Origin of the sequence: Pseudomonas sp. 02C 26 (assembly GCF_002843585.1) — a bacterium.
Classification (GTDB): domain Bacteria; phylum Pseudomonadota; class Gammaproteobacteria; order Pseudomonadales; family Pseudomonadaceae; genus Aquipseudomonas; species Aquipseudomonas shirazensis.
Genome location: NZ_CP025262.1, coordinates 1,584,589 through 1,604,027 on the forward strand (window position 1 = coordinate 1,584,589; position 19,439 = coordinate 1,604,027).

At 62.4% G+C, this 19,439-nt stretch carries 17 protein-coding genes; 4 read left to right on the forward strand and 13 right to left on the reverse strand.

What is annotated here, in order from left to right; translation table 11 throughout:
- Window positions 1–42: 42 nt before the first annotated feature.
- From CXQ80_RS07315 to gcl, 6 genes are all read right to left on the reverse strand, one after another.
- Entirely contained in the window at window positions 43–921 is an 879-nt protein-coding gene (locus tag CXQ80_RS07315) for an urea transporter (protein WP_101317958.1), read from the reverse strand.
- A 161-nt stretch (window positions 922–1,082) separates the two neighbouring features.
- A complete protein-coding gene (gene pyk / locus CXQ80_RS07320; protein WP_101317960.1) occupies window positions 1,083–2,498 on the reverse strand; it encodes a pyruvate kinase in 1,416 nt (471 codons plus the stop codon).
- Window positions 2,495–3,769, reverse strand: a complete 1,275-nt coding sequence (locus tag CXQ80_RS07325) for a glycerate kinase (protein WP_101317962.1) — start codon at window positions 3,767–3,769, stop codon at window positions 2,495–2,497. The genes pyk and CXQ80_RS07325 overlap by 4 nt, the downstream gene beginning before the upstream one ends.
- A 154-nt stretch (window positions 3,770–3,923) precedes the next feature.
- Window positions 3,924–4,817 carry a 2-hydroxy-3-oxopropionate reductase gene (locus CXQ80_RS07330; protein WP_101317964.1) on the reverse strand — a complete coding sequence of 298 codons (894 nt, stop codon included), beginning with the start codon at window positions 4,815–4,817 and terminating at the stop codon, window positions 3,924–3,926.
- 54 nt (window positions 4,818–4,871) lie between these two features.
- The gene (hyi, locus tag CXQ80_RS07335) at window positions 4,872–5,654 is read right to left on the reverse strand and encodes a hydroxypyruvate isomerase (protein WP_101317966.1); all 783 of its coding nucleotides are present in this window, start codon (window positions 5,652–5,654) and stop codon (window positions 4,872–4,874) included.
- A gap of 57 nt (window positions 5,655–5,711) precedes the next feature.
- On the reverse strand, window positions 5,712–7,487 hold the full coding sequence (gcl, locus tag CXQ80_RS07340; RefSeq protein ID WP_101317968.1) for a glyoxylate carboligase: 1,776 nt from the start codon (window positions 7,485–7,487) through the stop codon (window positions 5,712–5,714).
- Window positions 7,488–7,744: 257 nt separating this feature from the next.
- Between gcl and CXQ80_RS07345 the strand changes: the two genes are divergently transcribed.
- Complete coding sequence (locus tag CXQ80_RS07345) at window positions 7,745–8,185, forward strand: heme-binding protein (protein WP_101317970.1); 441 nt, start codon at window positions 7,745–7,747, stop codon at window positions 8,183–8,185.
- A 42-nt stretch (window positions 8,186–8,227) separates the two neighbouring features.
- Here CXQ80_RS07345 and CXQ80_RS07350 read toward each other — a convergent pair whose 3' ends face one another.
- The 4 genes from CXQ80_RS07350 to CXQ80_RS07365 all read right to left on the reverse strand — a co-directional run bounded on the left by CXQ80_RS07350 (window position 8,228) and on the right by CXQ80_RS07365 (window position 12,016).
- Window positions 8,228–8,839, reverse strand: coding sequence for a TetR/AcrR family transcriptional regulator (locus tag CXQ80_RS07350; protein ID WP_101317973.1), 612 nt, complete (start codon window positions 8,837–8,839; stop codon window positions 8,228–8,230).
- Between the two features lie 188 nt (window positions 8,840–9,027).
- On the reverse strand, window positions 9,028–9,666 hold the full coding sequence (locus tag CXQ80_RS07355; RefSeq protein WP_101317975.1) for an RraA family protein: 639 nt from the start codon (window positions 9,664–9,666) through the stop codon (window positions 9,028–9,030).
- A gap of 25 nt (window positions 9,667–9,691) precedes the next feature.
- Complete coding sequence (locus CXQ80_RS07360; RefSeq protein ID WP_101317977.1) at window positions 9,692–10,666, reverse strand: hydroxyacid dehydrogenase; 975 nt, start codon at window positions 10,664–10,666, stop codon at window positions 9,692–9,694.
- 9 nt (window positions 10,667–10,675) lie between these two features.
- Window positions 10,676–12,016, reverse strand: a complete 1,341-nt coding sequence (locus tag CXQ80_RS07365) for an MFS transporter (protein ID WP_101317979.1) — start codon at window positions 12,014–12,016, stop codon at window positions 10,676–10,678.
- 171 nt (window positions 12,017–12,187) lie between these two features.
- Between CXQ80_RS07365 and CXQ80_RS07370 the strand changes: the two genes are divergently transcribed.
- A complete protein-coding gene (locus tag CXQ80_RS07370; protein WP_101317981.1) occupies window positions 12,188–13,717 on the forward strand; it encodes an IclR family transcriptional regulator C-terminal domain-containing protein in 1,530 nt (509 codons plus the stop codon).
- A gap of 19 nt (window positions 13,718–13,736) precedes the next feature.
- On the opposite strand, the gene CXQ80_RS07375 is transcribed toward CXQ80_RS07370, so the two are convergent.
- Entirely contained in the window at window positions 13,737–15,044 is a 1,308-nt protein-coding gene (locus tag CXQ80_RS07375; RefSeq protein WP_218195362.1) for a bifunctional diguanylate cyclase/phosphodiesterase, read from the reverse strand.
- Between the two features lie 410 nt (window positions 15,045–15,454).
- Here CXQ80_RS07375 and CXQ80_RS07380 point away from each other — a divergent pair, with 410 nt between their 5' ends.
- Window positions 15,455–16,381: an AEC family transporter gene (locus CXQ80_RS07380; RefSeq protein WP_101317985.1), complete on the forward strand. Its 927-nt coding sequence runs from the start codon at window positions 15,455–15,457 to the stop codon at window positions 16,379–16,381.
- A 131-nt stretch (window positions 16,382–16,512) separates the two neighbouring features.
- Window positions 16,513–17,433, forward strand: coding sequence for a DUF808 domain-containing protein (locus CXQ80_RS07385; RefSeq protein ID WP_101317987.1), 921 nt, complete (start codon window positions 16,513–16,515; stop codon window positions 17,431–17,433).
- Between the two features lie 68 nt (window positions 17,434–17,501).
- Here the strand turns inward: CXQ80_RS07385 and CXQ80_RS07390 are convergent, their stop codons facing one another.
- A complete protein-coding gene (locus tag CXQ80_RS07390; RefSeq protein WP_101317989.1) occupies window positions 17,502–18,284 on the reverse strand; it encodes an outer membrane protein OmpK in 783 nt (260 codons plus the stop codon).
- A 356-nt stretch (window positions 18,285–18,640) separates the two neighbouring features.
- Window positions 18,641–19,426 (reverse strand): outer membrane protein OmpK, encoded by a 786-nt coding sequence (locus tag CXQ80_RS07395; RefSeq protein WP_101317991.1) that lies wholly within the window; start codon window positions 19,424–19,426, stop codon window positions 18,641–18,643.
- Window positions 19,427–19,439 lie beyond the last annotated feature (13 nt).

Sequence of the window (19,439 nt, forward strand, 5' to 3'; positions counted from 1 at the left end):
GTGCGTTCCATTATGCAATGGGCAGAGCCTAGGGCTTGCCCCTCAGCTGTGCAAGCGGCGTGGCTTACCGCCCGCCAGCCCGCGCGGCAGGCGGCTGCTCAGGTGCAGCAACCAGCAGGCGGCCACAAACGGCGCGGTCAAGGCGGCCACCGGCAGCAGGTTGAACAGCGGTTGCAAGGCGATGGCCAGGATGATCGCCAGCAGCGGCAACCACGGCCGTTCGCGTTGGCCGCAAAAGGCCAGTGCCGCCAGCGCGGCATTGAAACCGAGCAAGCCCATCCCGGCGCTGTGGACATCGCCCATGAGCAGCGCAACGCAGGCGCCCAGGCCTGAGCCGAACAAAGCCCAGAGTGCAGCGCTGCGATTGGACAGGAACAAACCGATGGCAATCAGCAGCCCCGCCAGCGGCTGCTCCAGCAGAAACACCTGGCCCAGGCCACGCGCCAGTGCCTGCAGAGGCTCGGCAGTGACCGCTGTGCCGGCGGCAGACGGCTGCGCAGCCAGCAGCGCGGCCCAGCCGAGCAGGACGAACGGTGCGGTATAGGCCGGCAGCAGGCAGGCGCCGCGTTTGCGCCATTGATGGACGAGGATGCTCGACAGGCCACTGGCGGCGATGATCAGCGGCGGCAGAATCACTGACCATGGCAACACTGCGCTGAACAGGATGCCGATCAGGACGCCGTTGTAGCTGTACAGGCCGGCCTGGCGATCAGCCCGGTCGTAGCCGCGCCGCTGCGCCGTGAGCAACCCTGCCAGCGCGCCCAGCAGGGCACCACCGACCAACTGCGGGGCGGTCAGGAGGATGGCGAGCAAACAACACAGGCCGCACAGCGGGCTACGCTGCAGCAATACCTGGCTGAAGCCGTTGAGAAGCGCCGTGGCCCAGTCGGGGCACGGGGTGACGAAATTTTGTGTGTACATGGGCAGTCAGTAGGTTGAAGTTGGCGGTGGGCCTCTTTGGGCCTCGGTTCCGCGGTTGGTCTTTTGGGCCGCTCTGCGGCCTTCGCGGGTGAACCCGCTCCCACAGGGTTTTGTGTGGGAGCGGGCTTGCCCGCGAAGGCTGCAAACAGTCCAATACGGTCCTAGATCAAAGTCTCGATGCGCAGCGTGTTGGTCGTGCCCGGCTTGCCAAACGGCACCCCGGCGGTGATCAGCAGCGTATCGCCGATGCTGGCCATGCCTTGCGCCTGGGCGATTTCCAGTGCGGTCGAGCAGATTTCGTCGACCTGGCGCAGGCGGTCGTTGACCACAGAGTGCACGCCCCAGGTCACGCTCAGGCGGCGCGCCGTCACCAGATTTGGCGTCAGGTTGAGAATCGGTGCCCGTGGCCGTTCGCGGGCGGCGCGCAGGGTCGAGGCCCCGGACTCGCTGTAGTTGACCAGCACCGCCACCGGCAGAATGCCGCTGATACGGCGGATTGCACAGCTGATCGCATCCGAGGTGGTGGCCTCGGCTTTTGGCCGGCCAACGTCGAGCTGTGCCTGGTAATCCGGGCCGTTTTCCACCTGGCGGATGATCTTGCTCATCATCTGTACGGCTTCCAGCGGATAGTCACCGGAGGCGGTTTCCGCCGACAGCATCACCGCATCGGCGCCTTCGGCGACCGCGTTGGCGACGTCGGTGACTTCGGCGCGGGTTGGCGCAGGCGAGAAGCGCATCGATTCGAGCATCTGCGTTGCCACCACCACCGGGCGGCCGAGCTGGCGGCAGGTGTTGATGATGTGCTTCTGGATCTGCGGCACGCTCTCGGCGGGGACTTCCACGCCCAGATCGCCACGGGCAACCATGATTGCGTCGGACAGCTCGGCGATGGCCTGCAGCTGGTCGACCGCCGACGGCTTCTCGATCTTGGCCATGAGGTAAGCGCGGTCGCCGATCAGCTCGCGCGCTTCGATGATGTCCTCAGGGCGCTGCACGAACGACAGCGCCACCCAGTCCACCCCAAGCTCCAGGCCGAAGGCCAGGTCACGGCGGTCTTTCTCGGTCAGCGGGCTCAACTCGAGCACCGCCTGCGGTACGTTGACACCCTTGCGGTCGGACAGCTCGCCGCCGGCCAGCACTTCGGTATCGATGGCGTCGTCATGCTTGGCGGTCACGCGCAGGCGCAGCTTGCCATCGTCGAGCAGCAAGTCCATGCCAGGCTGCAATGCAGCGATGATTTCCGGGTGCGGCAGGTTGACCCGGTGGCTGTCGCCCGGGGTGCTGTCCAGGTCCAGGCGCAGGGCCTGGCCACGCTGCAGCTGGACCTTGCCTTCGGCAAAGCGACCGACGCGCAGCTTGGGCCCTTGCAGGTCCATGAGGATGCCCAGCGGGTAGTTCAGCTGTTGCTCGACTTCGCGGATCCACTGATAGCGCAGGGCGTGGTCGGCGTGCTCGCCGTGGCTGAAGTTGAGGCGAAAGATATTCACCCCGGCTGCGACCAGCTGGCGTACATCGTCGATGCCGTTGATGGCAGGGCCGAGGGTGGCGAGGATTTTGACTTTTTTATCAGGCGTCATGATTGGGCAGTCTCGAGAATCAGAATGGCGCGGAAGTCGTTGACGTTGGTACGGGTCGGCTCGGTGACGATCAGGGCGTCGAGCGCGGCGAAGTAGCCATAGCCATTGTTGTTGTCCAGCTCATCGCTGGCCGAAAGCCCCAGGGCAGCGGCGCGGGCATAGCTGGCCGGGGTCATGCTGGCGCCGGCATTGTCTTCCGAGCCATCGATGCCGTCGGTGTCGCCGGCCAGGGCATACACGCCCGGCAGGCCTTTGAGGTTTTCGGTGAGGCTGAGCAAAAACTCCGCGTTGCGCCCGCCACGGCCATTGCCGCGCACGGTCACGGTCGTTTCACCGCCGGAGAGAATCACGCAGGGCGCCTTCAGCGGCTGGCCGTGCTGGACGATTTGCCGAGCGATGCCGGCATGCACCTTGGCCACCTCGCGCGACTCGCCTTCAAGGTCACCGAGGATCAGCGGGCTGAAGCCGGCCTGGCGGGCTTTCACGGCTGCCGCCTCCAGCGACTGCTGGGGCTTGGCGATCAATTGGAAGTGGCTGCGGGCCAGGGCCGGGTCGTCGGCTTTGACGGTTTCCGAAGCCGGGTTGTTGAGCCAGTCGATGACCGCTTGCGGCGCTTCGATGTTGTAGCGTTTGAGGATCGCCAGCGCTTGCGCCGAGGTGCTCGGATCGGCCACCGTCGGGCCGGAGGCGATCACGGTGGCGAGGTCGCCGGGCACATCGGAAATGGCATAGGTGTACAGCGTGGCCGGCCAGCAGGCCTTGGCCAGGCGGCCGCCCTTGATCGCCGAGAGGTGCTTGCGCACGCAGTTCATCTCGCCGATGGTCGCGCCCGACTTGAGCAGGGCCTTGTTGATCTGTTGCTTGTCGGCCAGGGACAGGCCTGCGGCTGGCAGGGCGAGCAGGGCAGAGCCGCCGCCAGACAGCAGACAGATCACCCGGTCGCTTTCAGTGAGGTCGCTGACCAGCTCCAGCACGCGCTTGGCCACGGCCAGGCCGGCGGCATCGGGAACAGGATGGGCAGCTTCGACCACTTCGATTTTCTGGCAGCTGGCGCCGTGCCCATAGCGGGTCACGACCAGCCCGGAGACTTCACCTTGCCAGGTTTTTTCGACCACTTCGGCCATGGCTGCGGCGGCCTTGCCGGCGCCGATAACGATGACCCGGCCGCTACGGTCGGCGGGCAGGTAGGCTTCGAGGACCTGGCTTGGGTGGGCGGCGGCGATGGCTGTGTCGAACAGCTCGCGCAGAAATTGTTGCGGATCGACCGACATGGCAGGCTCCCAAAATTCTTGTTGTTATGCGTAATAAAAAAACGCCCCCGGAACGACCTCCGTGCAGGCTGAACCAGGGGCGGGTGTTGCTCGGTTGCGGGTCAGAGACCCCTGGGGGCTGCGTCGCAAGCCCCCGGATTCAAATCAATTCAAATCACTTCTCGTCGCGGATCGAGAAATTGGCCATGTGCTCCAGGCCCTTGATCAATGCCGAGTGGTCCCAGTTGCCGCCACCCAGTGCTACGCAAGTGCTGAACACTTGCTGCGCGTTGGAGGTGTTCGGCAGGTTGATGCCCAGCTCCTTGGCGCCTTGCAGGGCCAGGTTCAGGTCCTTCTGGTGCAGGTTGATGCGGAAGCCTGGATCGAAGGTGCCTTTGATCATGCGCTCGGCATGCACTTCAAGAATCTTCGACGAAGCGAAACCGCCCATCAGTGCTTCACGCACCTTGGCTGGGTCCGCGCCGTTCTTGGCGGCGAACAGCAGCGCCTCGCCAACTGCCTGGATGTTCAGCGCGACGATGATCTGGTTGGCGACCTTGGCGGTCTGGCCGTCACCGTTACCGCCGACGCGGGTGATGTTCTTGCCCATCAGCTCGAACAGCGGCAGGGTGCGCTCGAAGGCTTTCGGGCAACCACCGACCATGATGCTCAGGGTGGCCGCCTTGGCGCCGACTTCGCCGCCGGACACCGGGGCGTCCAGATAGGCCGCGCCAGTGGCTTTGATCTTCTCGGCAAAGGCTTTGGTCGCGGTTGGCGAGATCGAGCTCATGTCGATGACGATCTTGTTCGGGCCAACACCTTCGGCAACGCCGTTTTCACCGAACAGGACAGCTTCGACCTGCGGGGTATCCGGGACCATGACGATGATGAATTCAGCTTCCTGAGCCACTTCCTTTGGATTGGCCAGGGCCACCGCGCCAGCGGCGATCAGGTCAGCCGGTGCTGCGTCGTGATGGGTCGAAACGAACAGGCTGTGACCTGCTTTTTGCAGGTTTTGGGCCATGGGCTTGCCCATGATGCCAGTGCCGATAAAACCGATTTTAGCCATGAGAGATACCCTCTTTTGTAATTGTCGAATCTCGATGAACCAGGCGCAGCCCGATCAGATCGCGTTGTGCGTCTTCAGCCAGCCCAGGCCCGCTTCAGTGGTGGTCAGCGGCTTGTACTCGGCGCCAACCCAGCCCTTGTAGCCAATGCGGTCCAGGTGCTCGAACAGGAAGCGGTAGTTGATCTCACCGGTGCCGGGTTCGTTGCGGCCAGGGTTGTCGGCCAGCTGGATGTGGTTGATGCGCGGCAGGTTGGCTTCGATGGTGCGGGCCAGGTCACCTTCCATGATCTGCATGTGGTAGATGTCGTACTGCAGGAACAGGTTGGCGCTGGCGACCTCGGTCTGGATGTCCAGCGCTTGCTGCGTGGTGTTCAGGTAGAAGCCAGGGATGTCGCGGGTGTTGATCATTTCCATGACCAGACGGATCCCGGCGGCCTGCAACTTGTCGGCGGCAAACTTGAGGTTGTCGACAAAGGTCTTGCGCACGGTGGCGCATTCCAGACCCTGTGGGCGAATGCCCGCCAGGCAGTTGATCTGGGTATTGCCCAGCTCCTTGGCATAGGCGATGGCCTTGTCGACACCGGCGCGGAATTCTTCGACGCGGTCGGGGTGGCAGGCAATCCCGCGCTCACCTTTCGACCAATCGCCCGCAGGAAGGTTGAACAACACCTGGGTCAGGCCATTGGCGTCCAGTTGCGCCTTGATTTCAGCGGCGCTGAAATCGTACGGGAAGAGGTATTCGACACCGCTGAAGCCAGCGTCGGCGGCGGCCTTGAAGCGGGCCAGAAAGTCCTGCTCGGTAAACAGCATGGACAGGTTGGCAGCGAAGCGAGGCATGGTGATCTCCTTGCAAATGAAAGCCCCCGGCACAACCGGCGCGGGGGCGTCAGGCAATCAGTCGAGCAGCGAAATAGCGGTAGGGGCGTCGTTGCCCACCAGGGCGAGGTCTTCGAACTCGTTGACCGCGTTGATTTCGGTGCCCATGGAAATGTTGGTGACGCGCTCGAGAATGATTTCAACCACGACCGGTACGCGGAACTCTTCGGCCATCTTCTGCGCCTTGAGCAGGGCAGGGGCGATTTCGCCTGGCTCGAATACGCGCAGGGCCTTGCAACCCAAACCTTCGACGACTGCAACGTGATCGACGCCGTAGCTGCCGGCTTCGGTCGAGTTGATGTTCTCGAACGCCAGTTGTACACAGTAGTCCATCTCGAAGCCACGCTGAGACTGACGGATCAGGCCGAGGTAGGCGTTGTTCACCAGCACGTGGACGTAGGGCAGATTGAACTGCGCGCCAACGGCCAGCTCTTCGATCATGAACTGGAAGTCGTAGTCACCAGACAGCGCGACGACCTTGCGTTGCGGGTCGGCCTTGACCACACCGAGGGCCGCCGGGATGGTCCAGCCGAGCGGGCCGGCCTGGCCGCAGTTGATCCAGTGACGCGGCTTGTACACGTGCAGGAGCTGCGCGCCAGCGATCTGCGACAGACCGATGGTGCTGATGTAGCAGGTGTCCTTGCCAAATACCTTGTTCATCTCTTCATAGACGCGCTGCGGCTTGACCGGCACGTTGTCGAAGTGGGTCTTGCGCTGCAGGCTGGCCTTGCGCTGCTGGCAGTCTTCCAACCAGGCACTGCGGTCCTTGAGCTTGCCGGCGGCTTTCCACTCGCGGGCCACTTCCAGGAACATATCCAGCGCCTTGCCAGCATCGGAAACAATACCCAGGTCCGGGGTGAACACGCGGCCGATCTGGGTCGGTTCGATGTCGACGTGAACGAAGCTGCGGCCTTCGGTGTAGACATCGACAGAACCGGTGTGGCGGTTGGCCCAGCGGTTACCGATACCGAACACCATGTCCGATTTGAGCAGGGTCGCGTTGCCGTAGCGGTGCGAGGTCTGCAGGCCGACCATGCCCACCATTAGCGGGTGATCGTCCGGGATGGTGCCCCAGCCCATCAGGGTCGGGATGACCGGCACGCCGGTCAGTTCGGCGAACTCGACCAGCTTGTCGCTGGCGTCGGCATTGATGATGCCGCCACCGGCCACCAGCAATGGGCGCTCGGCGTCATTGAGCATGGCCAGGGCTTTTTCCGCTTGCACGCGGGTAGCGCCTGGCTTGTTGATCTGCAGTGGCTCGTAGGCGTCGATGTCGAATTCGATCTCGGCCATCTGCACGTCGAACGGCAGGTCGATCAACACCGGGCCTGGACGGCCGCTGCGCATCTCAAAGAAAGCCTTCTGGAATGCGTAAGGGACCTGGCCTGGCTCGAGCACGGTGGTTGCCCACTTGGTCACCGGCTTGACGATGCTGGTGATGTCGACGGCCTGGAAGTCTTCTTTGTGCAGACGTGCACGCGGCGCCTGGCCGGTAATGCACAGGATCGGGATGGAGTCGGCGGCGGCGCTGTACAGACCAGTGACCATGTCGGTACCGGCTGGGCCGGAAGTGCCGATGCACACGCCGATGTTGCCCGGGTTGGCGCGGGTGTAACCCTCGGCCATGTGCGAGGCACCTTCGACGTGGCGAGCGAGGACGTGATCGATGCCACCGACTTTCTTCAGGGCCGAGTACAGCGGGTTGATAGCGGCCCCTGGGATGCCGAATGCGGTATCTACACCTTCCCGGCGCATGACCAGAACGGCTGCATCGATTGCTCTCATTTTGCTCATGGGTTGTGCCTCATCGATTTTGTAATTGTATACAACTTGCTCTTGGCCAGAGTGTATTCACGCTCGGTGGCCTAGGTCAATCCATTTTCGTCGGCAGCAAACGCTTCGGTCGGAATGCCCGTGAAAACGGCGTTTCGTCTGATCGTGCACGATCGCCTAAAAATATTGTATACAAAGATAATCGTAGTTGTGTTCTATTTATGCCATTGGATTTCAACTGCCCTCAGGGCTTCTCACAACAAGAAGAGGACCTTTCCATGACCACTTTGACCCTCAAAGTCGCTGTCAGCCTGGTGAACGCCGCGCTGGCCGCAGGCCGCAAGATCAACGCTGCGCCGCTGACCGTGGCGGTGCTGGATGCCGGCGGGCATCTGCTGACCTTGCAGCGTGAAGACGGCGCCAGCCTGCTGCGCCCGCAGGTAGCGACTGGCAAGGCCTGGGGTGCAATTGCCCTGGGCAAGGGCTCGCGTCTGCTGGCGTTGGATGCGCAGCAGCGACCGGCGTTTTTTGCCGCATTGAATGGTTTGGGCGAGCGGCCGGTGGTGCCGGCGCCAGGGGGCGTGCTGATTCGCGATCAGCAGGGCAGGGTGCTGGGTGCGGTGGGGATCAGCGGCGATACTTCGGATATCGATGAACAGTGCGCAATCAGCGCCATCGAAGCGGCGGGCCTGACCGCAGATGCCGGTGTCGCGGCCTGATCACTGCACCCAGGGCCGCGCTGCGGCCCTTTCTGACTCAGCTCAAGCCAGCTCTGGCTCACAGCCCTTGAGCACGAGCCGAATGATCGTTTGCGCAGCGGCCTCGTAATCACTGTCGGCGAGCTTGGCCTTGCCGGTGACGGCGGCGATCTGCCAATCGAAGTCGGCGTAGGTCTGGGTCGCCGCCCATATGCTGAACATCAGGTGATGGGCATCGACCGGGGCGATCTGTTTGCGCTCAATCCAGCGCTGGATGCACTCGATATTGTGCCGGGCCTGCTCGTTGAGCTGCTCGACCTGGCTCGGCGAAAGGTGCGGCGCGCCGTGCATGATCTCGCTGGCGAACACCTTCGAGGCATGGGGTAGATCACGCGAGATGCGGATCTTCGAGCGGATGTAGGCACTCAGCACTTCTTTCGGATCACCGTCGGCATTGAACGGCGTCGATGCCTGCATGATCGGCGCGATGATGCTCTCGAGCACCTCGCGGTAGAGGTTGTCCTTGGATTTGAAGTAGTAGTAGACGTTCGGCTTGGGCAAACCCGCCTTGGCCGCAATGTCGCTGGTTTTGGTGGCGGCGAAGCCCTTGTCGGCGAATTCCTCGCTGGCCGCGCGCAGGATCAGTTCCTTGTTGCGCTCGCGAATGGTGCTCATTGCAGGGATCTTCCTCGGAAAGGGCGCCTCTAGGAGGGATCGGGCATGGTAGCACCGGCCCGGAGCGAGGCTCAAGGCAGGCTGTTTGCGCAAGGGACGAGGGAGCTGGTCTGGGGGCAACCGGGGTGATGAGCATCGCAGAGGGGAAATGTCGGGCAGCAGTGCCTAGGCTGCTACCCGACCGGCGCTCAGCGCACGCTTGCCCGCACCTTGTCGCGAAAGCTGTTCTCGTAACCGTCCTGCAGCTTCACCTGCTCGGCCAGCGAGGCGAGACGGCTGCGCGGGATGACGATGATGCCGTCGCGGTCGCCAATTATCGCATCGCCCGGATGGCACACGACATTGCCGCACGCCACGGCGATGCCGACCTGGCCCGGGCCCCATTTCGACGGCCCTGCGGGGTTGACCGCGCGGGCATAGACCGGCAAACCCATGCTGTCGAGTTCTGCCACATCGCGCACGGCGCCGTCGATGACCACCGCCGCCACTTGCCGGGCCAGGCAGATCTCGCCAAGCAGATCGCCGAACACCGAGCGGTTGACCTCGCTGTTGCCATTGATCACCAGCACATCGCCGGGCTGCGCTTCGTCGAGAGCTCGGTGGATCGCCAGGTTGTCACCCTCGCGAGTATTGAGCGGCAGGATGGTGCCGAAAAAACTCGGCTTGCCAGCGGTATGGCGGATGGCCGAAGCCATCATGCCCATGCGCTGCAGAACGTCACCGATCAGGGCGACCGGGTAACGGGCGATCTCGCCAATCAGCGCCAAGTCTGCCCGTTGCCACTGGCTATTGACGCTGATCGAGTCGTCGGACACGTTGATGAACATATGAAACCTCCAGATTCGCCGGCGCTCAGTCGAACGACTTCGCCACAGGTTGGTTGACCGGGTGCGCCGGGGCTTGCCCCTGGAGCACGGCGGCAATCGCCTGCAGGGCGCTCATGCCAACCCGCATCAACGATTCGTCGGTCTGCCCGGCCACATGCGCGGTGACGATCAGGTTTGGCGTTTCGGCGATGGCCGGCGTGGGGTGGTTGAAAGGGTTGATCATGTCGAGATTCTCCGCGTCGAGCACATCCACCCCCGCGCCGGCCAGCTTGCCGCTGTTCAGCGCAGCGACCATGGCCTGCTCATCGACCACGCCACCCCGGCTGGTGTTGATCAGCAGCGCGCCGTCTTTCATCCGGGCGAACTGCTTGGCACCGATCAGGTTGCGGGTGGTGGGTAGCAGCGGTACATGCAGGCTGATCACATCGGCAGTGGCCAGCAGGGTGTCGAGGTCGACCCAGCGCGGATCGGTGCCTGGTGCGATTGCCGGGTCGGTGAAGATCACCTTCAGGCCAAAGGCCTCGGCCACGGGCGCAACGCTTGCGCCGATGTTGCCAAAGCCGACCAGGCCCAGGGTGCGCCCTTCGAGCTCGATGCCGGTCAGTGCCAGGCGGTCCTGCGCCCAGTTGCGATTACGCGTCTGCTCGCTGGCCATTGCCAGTTTGCGGCACAGCGACAGCAGCAAGGCGAAGACATGTTCGATGACACTGCGCTGATTGGCCCCGGGAGTGTTGGTGACCCACACGCCATGTTGCGCGGCGGCCTGGTAATCAACGTTGTCGTAGCCTGCGCCATGGCGGGCGACGATGCGCAGTTTCGGCGAGGCAGCGATCATCTCGGCGCTGACATGACCACCACGCAGAAACACCGCGTCGACCTGGTTGTGGATTTCGTCATAGCTGACGGCGTTGGCGCCATAGCCCAGACGCACCTCGCCAAGGTCAGCAAGGCCGGCGAGCACGCGCGGGTGAATGGGGCTGGTGACGTAGATCAGAGGCATGGTCTGTACTCAGGAAAATTGATGGCGATTGGCGTCGGCGGCAGCGTTGTTGCGCACGGTGCTGAGCACGATCAGGCCCAGCACGCCAGCGCCGCAGAGGATGAAAGCGGGTGCCGACTGGTTGCCGCTGGCGCCGATCAGCCAGGTCGCCATGAACGGCCCGATGCCGCCACCGATCACCGCGCCGACGCTGTGGCCGAAGGCGACACCGGTGTGGCGAACGTGGGTCGGGAAGAACTCCGGCATCACCGAGTAGGTGCCGGCCAGGCACAGCGCGTACGGCACCATGCCCAGGGCCAGGCCGACCATGGCCAGGCTCACCTGGCCTTGCTGCATCAGCATGAAGGAGGGGATCGACAGGGTGGCGTAGCCGAGATAGGCCAGGCGCAGAACGGCCTTGCTGCCGATGATCGAGCCGAGGTGACCGGCCAGGGGAATCATCAGCGCGGCAAAACTCACCGCCACCAGGACGATGGTCGAGGCCTGACCTTTTGAGTAGCCGAGGATCGAGCTGAAGTAGGCGGCGATGAATACCGTGCCGATGTAAGTGCCGATGTTCTGCACCAGCGAGATCATCATGACCTTGGTCAGCGGGCGCATGTAATCGCGCACCAGCTCGGCGAAGGGCGCGCTTTTCGGCTCGGCGTCAGCGGTCTTGTTCGACTCGAACTCAGGGCTGTCTTCAATGCCCAGGCGCATCCACAGGCCGATGATGCCCAGCGGCAAAGCGAGCAGGAACGGCACGCGCCAGCCCCAGTCGGCCATCTGCGGGTCGGTCAGCCAGGCTGCGGCCAGGCCAGCGATGGCCGCTGCCAGGCCCTTGCCGAACTGGGCGATCGAGGGCAGGAAGGAGATGTACAGCGAACGCCGATTGGCCGGTGCCCACTCGCGAATGTAGCTCGCTGCGCCACCGATTTCGCCGCCGGCGGAAAAGCCCTGAAGCATGCGCAGCGCCACCAGCAGAATCGGCGCCCACACGCCAATCTGCGCATAACCGGGTAGCAGGCCGATCAAGGTCGCGGCGATGCCCATCAAGGTGATGCTGGCAATCAGGCTGGTGCGGCGGCCCACCTTGTCACCCAGCCAGCCGAACGCGACGGCGCCGAGCGGGCGCACGAGGAACGCCGAGCCGAATACCAGAAATGTGTTGAGCAGGCCGGTGGTGGGGTCATCGGACGGAAAGAACACCAGCGCCAGGGTGGCCGCCAGATAACCGTAGATACTGAAGTCGTAATACTCGACGAAGGTGCCGAACACGGCGGCGGCGGTGGCTTTCTTCGCCTTGGTCTTGCGCTCGGCGACAGGCTCGGACATGGCGACGGGCTCGGTCAACGTATTGTTGTTATTCATAGGTCACTCCAGCGTTTTGGTCACGGCCATTTTAAAAAATGGGACAGTGTCCTGTTTTGTTTTTTTCAAGCATCCTCGTGCTCAGCCTGGTTGTCAACAGGCGGGCTAATTGCTTTGGTTGTGGCCTTGAGCACAGAATGGGCTCCCGTAGCAGCATGCCAAGCCTCTGAAATGCCTAACCCACGCCCTGAACCCGCGGCCAGCCACGCGGTTGCCGCCACCTCCAGCCACGGTCGTTTGATCGAGGTACTGGACGCACTGGTCAGACGAGCGGAGGGTGAGCCGTGGGGTGTCAGGGAGCTGGCCAGCGAGCTCGCCGAGAGCCGCAGCACTATCAATCGGATCCTGGCGGCACTGGTCGAGCGTGACCTTGCAGCGGAAGATGGTGCGGGCAAGTATCGGGTCGGGCCACGCTTGCGGGTGCTGATGCAGGCGGTGAGTGCGCACAGCGCCGTGTGGAATGCGGCCGGGAAGCTGCTCGATGAGCTGGCCGGCGATGCCAAGCAGTCAGCCTTGCTCTCGGTGTATGTCCCGCACTGTGACGGCTACTTCGTGCTGTGTTGCGGCGAGGCAGCGGCCACCTTGGCCTTCAGGCCGCAGCTTGGCGCGATCTATCCGCTGGGTTTTGGCGATATCGGCCGAGCGTTCGCTGATCATCTGAACAGCGGCGCGCAGCCTGACCAGCAACAGCTGCCGGTGCCAGCCGACAACGGGCAGGCGATGGCCGAATCCGAGTTCCCCGCAGCGGTGGCCCTGGCCACCCGGTGCTTGCCGCAAGGGCTGCTGGTGACGGTATCGCTGCACGACCTGGGCGCTGGCGGTGGCAGCAGCGCCAGTGCGGCGTTGCGCAAAGTCGAACAGGTCTTGAACCACCTCGAGGGATTGCCCGTCACCGCGCGAGCCTGTCCGCAGGTGCGGGGTTGCGACGAGGACAGCGCCACTGCGGCTCGGCTGGAGGTATTGCTGCAAATCCTCTGTGCGGTACCCGACGGCTACCCCTGCAAGGCGGGGATTGCCGCCGAGCTGCAGTGCAACAGCGCCACGGCGCGCAAGATCGTCGAGTCTGCTGCACAGGCCAGCCTGGTCTTTGCCAGCGGCCAGGCGCTATACCCTGCGGCGCGCCTGTACCAGTGGGCGGCGGTGCTCGGCGACAACCGCTTGCCTGTGGCAAAACTGTGCCGAGCGATCGTTGAGGCGTTGGTCAAGCAGACCGGCGAAACCGTGGCCTTTCTCAGCTTCGATGCGTGCTCCAGCACGGCGCAATTCATCGAAGTGGCTCAGGGTTGGAAGCCCATCCAGTACAAACTCGAAACCGGTGTCGAAGTACCGCTGTATGCCGGTGCTGCGGGCAAGGCTGTATTGGCGCACCTGGCCCCCGAGTTCGCTGACGGCCTGACCCTGAACAGATTCACCGAGGCCACCATCGTCTCGCATTCGGCGCTGCAGGCGGATTTGCTCGCCATTCGCGAACGCGGCTGGTCGCAGGGGGACGGCGAGCGAGTCCTCGGCGCCTTTGGTATCGGCGTGCCGTTCTTTGTCGACGGCCAGGTGGCAGGGTCGCTCTCGGCCACCATTCCGCAGTACCGCAAGCAGGATTGCGATGTAGCGGCATTGGTTGATCACATGAAGCTTGCAACCAGCCGCATCAGCCGGCTGCTTTCACTGGGCACTGTGCCTGTCCAAGGTGAATCGGGCCAGTAAGCCATGCCGCGGTTTGCGCTTAGCTGGCCGCGTATTTGCCGATGAACTGCGCCGCGATCATCGGCCGGCCGAAGTAAAAACCCTGGAAGGCAGTGCAGCCCATCGCTTGCAGGCAATCGAACTGGGCCTCGGTCTCAACGCCTTCGGCAACCGTCGATATGTTCAGTATCTCGGCAATTTCAATGATCTTTCTGATCAGTTCATATTTGCCCTTGTCACTCTCGATACCGGCGATAAATGAGCGATCGATTTTCAACTCATCCAGCGGCAGTTCGCGCAGCAGGGCCAATGAAGAAAACCCCGTGCCGAAGTCATCCAGTGACCACGATATGCCGTCGCTGCGCAGTGCTTCCATTTTCATCACGGTTGCCACCAGATCACTGGCAAATACCGACTCGGTTATTTCCAGGCGAAGTCGATTGGCAGGAATATTAAATTTGTGAACTATCTCTCGAACTTCTTCAACAAAGGTTGACGAAGTCAGTTGAAGCGGACTGACGTTTACCGACAACTTCCAGTGCTGTGCATCGCGGTGCTCGGACCACTCACTTAGCTGGCGACAGGCTTGTTCCAGCACCATCAGGCCGATGTCGTGGATCAGGCCGCTTTGCTCTGCAACGGGAATGAATTCGGCGGGCGACTGAATGCCGTGTCCGGGGCGGTCCCAGCGCAGCAGGGCCTCGGCGCCGATCACCCGCCCTTGTGCGCAGACTTGTGGCTGCAGGTAAGTGCACAGCTCGCGGCGGGCCAGTGCCCGTGCCAGCGCACTGTGCAGTTCGACCTTGAATTTCTGCTCATCGCGGAATATCGCCAGCACGCCCAGGGTCAGGGCCATGGCGGTGATGCTGTTCAGGGCATGCCCGAACTGGCTGATGTCTGATGGCAGCAATTCCAGCCGGCTAAAGGTCAATGGGCTGTTGGCGAAGAACACCAGGCCTGCGAAACATAGGCACGGAAACACCCAGCGCAGGTAGATGCCACTGTTGCGAAACAGCAGAAAGGCGGCCACGCCGATAGGGATCAGAAACAGGTTGGCCGAGCGTGATGTGTCGGCCGTCGCCGAGTCGGCAAGGCTGGCAATCACGGTAGCGATCAGCAGGCAATGGGCCAAGGCCGGCAGCGCGCGCTGTGTCGGCTGAGTCGCCAGGTACAGGCAGGCCAGACCAGACAGCACCACCGTGAACAGCAACACTGCCAGCAGCAACATGGCATGGGTCGCGTAATAAACGCCCCATAACGTGCCGTGCAAAATGCAGGCGACGCCGCTGAAGCGAAGGAGCAATTGGATGCGTGGCCACTGCGACGTGTCAGGGAACTTGCGAGCCATCCAACGCCTGCTCGCTTGAATTGATGTGTTCTTCACGTTGGCCAGTTCCACTGATGGAGTTGCGTTGTTGCGCGCACTAATAATCATGGACCACGCCACTCGCGGTTTACTGCGCATCATGGCCGGTGCAGATGACAAGCACGCCGCTCAAGTGCGGGGTCGCGCGCATGGTAGCAAACGTTTGCCAGGGAATGATGAATCGCGTGCTACGCGCCACCGTTATTAACTTGACCAGTTGATCAGTTCTGCCGTGGCCCGAGTAATGGAGGCAAGGGCATCTATTGTTTTGTATCCTCGGAATAATAAATCGCCGCGCGTTGTTGGTTATTCAGTTTATAGTCCCGGGCTGTTGTTATGGAGGAGGTTTCTGTGTTGCGGCGAACGTTGTCAATTTTGCCGGCGGCTGGCCAATGACCAGCGCGCTCATTCTCGCCTTGGTGCCGATTGCCTTGCTGATCATGCTTGGGCTCTGGCTGCGCCACGCGAACTTCGTCGGCGAAGCGTTCTGGCCGTATGCCGAAAAGCTCGGTTATTACGTGCTGCTGCCGGCACTGTTCTTCCATAGTCTGGCAACCGCACAGCTGGGCGACCTGCCGGTGCAGGCGATGGTCAGCGTGCTGGTGGTGTCGACGGTGGCCGTGGCTGCGGTGATGGTCTTGGCGCGGCGGTTGTTCCCGGCCGATGACCCGGCATTTACCTCGCTGTTCCAGGGTGGTGTGCGCTTCAACAATTATGTCGGGGTGACCGCTGCGGCGGGGATTTTCGGCGCCCATGGCATCGCCTTGGCTGCCATCGCCAATGCTGCGATCGTGCCAACGGTGAATATCCTCTGCGTGTTGGTGTTTGCCCGATATGGCGCGGGCAGCCGCCCGACCTTGGCCAGCGTGCTCAAGCAACTGGCGCTCAACCCGCTGCTGCTGGCCTGTGGGCTGGGCATGCTGGTACGGGGCAGCGGGCTTGCCATCCCGCCGGGCCTGGCTCCGGCACTGCAGGCGCTGGGGCAGGCGTCGCTGCCGTTGGGCCTGCTGTGCATCGGGGCGGCGCTGCACCTGCGCAGTGTGCGCGGCTGGCTCAAGCCGATCGGCACTTCGTCAGTGATCAAGTTCGTGGCAATGCCCTTGGTGACGGTGTTGATCTGCCGCTTGTTCGGCCTTGAAGGCGAGGCGGCGCTGGCGGCGGTGCTGTTCCAGACCTTACCCACCGCGTCGTCCGCCTACATCATGGCCAGGCAGTTGGGCGGTGATGCGCCACTGATGGCGGCGATCATCGCCGGGCAGACGCTGCTGGCGGCGCTGGCGATGCCGCTGGTGGTGTTGGCGACGACACCGCTGCTGTAGCGCTGGGTCGCCCAGCCAGAACTGTTCAGCGTGGCTAGGGTCTCTATGCCAACTTGTCGGCAATCACGTCTTTATCGCAGTCGCGCGGGCTCAGGCCTGGGTGGCTGCGGACACCTTTAGGAATCAATGGAATGGCTGGCAGCAGTTTTTTTGCTTTGTTGGATGATATCGCGGCGTTGCTCGATGACATTGCGCTGATGAGCAAGGTCGCGGCGAAGAAGTCGGCGAGCGTGCTCAGCGATGACCTGGCGGTGAACGCCGAGCAGGTCACCGGCATGAAGGCCGATCGTGAACTGCCGGTGGTATGGGCGGTGTTCAAGGGCTCGTTGAAGAACAAGGCGATCCTGGTGCCGTGCGCATTGATCCTCAGCGCGTTGTTGCCGGCCGCGATCAAGTGGCTGTTGATGCTGGGCGGGATCTACCTGTGCTATGAGGGCTATGAGGCAATCAAGGACAAGCTTTCGCGTGGCGGCAATGAAGCAGCGGACGCTGAACACAAGCCTGTGCCGAAAACCCCGCAAGCGCTGGCCGAGTACGAGCAGCGCAAGATCAAGGGCGCGATCAAGACCGACTTCATCCTCAGTGCCGAAATCATCGTCATCACCCTCAACGTGGTTGCCGATGCGCCTCTGTATCAGCAGATCATCACTTTGGTGGTGATCGCGCTGGCGATGACGGTCGGCGTATATGGCCTGGTCGCCGGCATCGTACGCATGGATGACGCAGGCTTTGCTCTCGCGAAGTCGAAAGCTCAGGGCGCCTGGGGCACATTCGTCAAGAAATTCGGGCGCGGCCTGGTGGCTGCGGCGCCGTTCCTGATGAAGGCGTTGTCGTGGATCGGCACGCTGGCGATGTTTCTGGTCGGCGGCACCTTCGTTGCCGAGGGTATCCAGCCGCTTGAACACCTGATCGAGGCGCTGGTTAGCGCGAGCGCGGGCTGGGGCGCGGTGGCGAAGTTCGGCCTGTACGGTGTGGTTGGCGCGATCACCGGCTTTGTCGCTGCGCTGGTCGTCGGCGGGGTATCGCGGGTACGCAAACTGGCGAGCAACTGATCGAACTGGCACCGCTCCAGCAGGGTTCATCCTGACTGGAGCGGATTCATACGCCGCGCCTGATCAGATCAGAAGTGCACCTTGACCAGCAGGCTAGCGGTGTTCTGGTCGGTGGTGAAACCGTCGGAATCCTTGATCCCGTATTTGTTCTTCCAGTAGTCGTACTCGATACCCACGTACAACTGCTTCTCGCCCAGATGCATTGCCTTGCCCAGGTCGTATTTGATCTGTGGGTTGAAGTGCAGGTTGGCGTGGTAGGTGCCACGGCGGTTCTGGTCGTTGTCGACTACCCAGTCCATGAAGCCGTCGATCAACACGTCCGAAGAGCCGACCGGGATGGTGTACGCCCACACCGGGGTGATCTGCCAGACGTTGTCGCCGGCGCGGCTGCCGTCGGTGGTGCGCTGGTAGAAGTTCAGCTGGAAGTAATCGAAGCCTGGGATATCCAGATCGAAGCCAGGGCCGATCAGGTACGACTCGCTGTCGCCTTCACCAAACTCGTAGGTCATCGCCAGCAGCACGTCCTTGACCGGGCCGAAGGCGATCTTCTGGTCGAGGATCTTGCCCAACGACAGGCGCGGGCTGATCTCACCGTAGTAGGTGTTGGGGCCGTTGCCGGCGTCCTTTTTACCCTGGTAGAAGATCTTGTCGACAAACACGAAGTTGTCGCCGTACTTCCAGCCATCAGCGTGCTCGAAAGTGAAGGTCTGCTGGATTTCCGGGTTGACCTTGAAGTTCTTGCCCCACAGGTAGGTCAGGCTGTTGCTTTGCCACTGCAGCAGGTCATCGGCGAAGGTGGTCCCGGAGGCCAGCAGGCTGCCGGCGAGGATCAGGCTGTTGATGGTACGCATCGCGTGTGTCGCTCCCTTGATTCGGATCTGTTGTCAGCGCTCGGTGGTGGCGCTGTTTTTGTCTTTTGAGTCAACTTTTTTCGATTGACCACAGCTGTTTGGCAAGAGCTGCGCCAACTTTTGTCGTTGGTCGCAATCTTCCTGCTCGACGTCTTGCTGAACGGCTGAAAACGGTCCTGTACGGCTGGCAACACGCAGACCAACCACCCGAATTCATTGACTGAGCGGTCAGTAAACGCGGGCAGAAATCATTCTGCCCTGAGCGAGGGGGCGCGCAGATTACTCAGTTGCGCGCTGCGCCTCAAGTGCTCCGTCCTGAAGCACGTGGAACCAAAGTTGGGCGTTCGGTCAGCTTCTCAGAAATGCACCTTGACCAGCGCACTGGCTACGCTCTGGTTGCTGTCCAGATTGCCGCGGCTGTCGATGCCGTACTTGTCCTTCCAGTAGCTGTACTCAAAGCCGACATACAGCTGCTTGGCACCGTAGTTGAGGGCTTTGCCGAGGTCGTATTTGACCTGTGGGTTGACGTGCAGATTGGCGTGGTAGGTGCCGCGGCGGGTCTGGTCGTTGTCGACCACCCAGTCGATGTAGCCATCGATGAGTACGTCCGAGCGGCCGACCGGGATGGTGTAGGACCAGGCCGGGGTGATCTGCCAGACATTGTCACCGGGGCGGCTGCCCTCGGTGTTGCGCAAGTAGAAGTTGAGGGTGAAGTAGTTGAAGCCGGGCACCGCCAGGTCAAAGCCAGGGCCGATCAGATAGGCTTCGTTGTCGCCCTCGCCACGCTCGTAGGTCATGGCCAGCAACACGTCCTTGACCGGGCCGAAGGCAAAGCTCTGGCCGGTGATCTTGCCCAGCGACAGGCGTGGGCTGAACTCGCCGTAGTAGGTGTTGGCGCCTTTGCTGGCATCGGCCTTGCCGTTGTAGAAGATCTTGTCGACGAACAGGAAGGTGTCGCCATACTTCCATTTGTTGGCGTGCTCGAAGGTCACCGTCTGCTGGATATTCGGGTTGACCTTGAAATCCTTGCCGTACAGGTAGGTCAGGCTTTCGCCGTGCCACTGCAGCCATTCGCCGGCGTGGGCGGGGACGGTCGCCAGCAGGCTGCTGCCGAGCAAGAGGGACGAGGTGATGCGCTTCATGTCGTGATTCCCG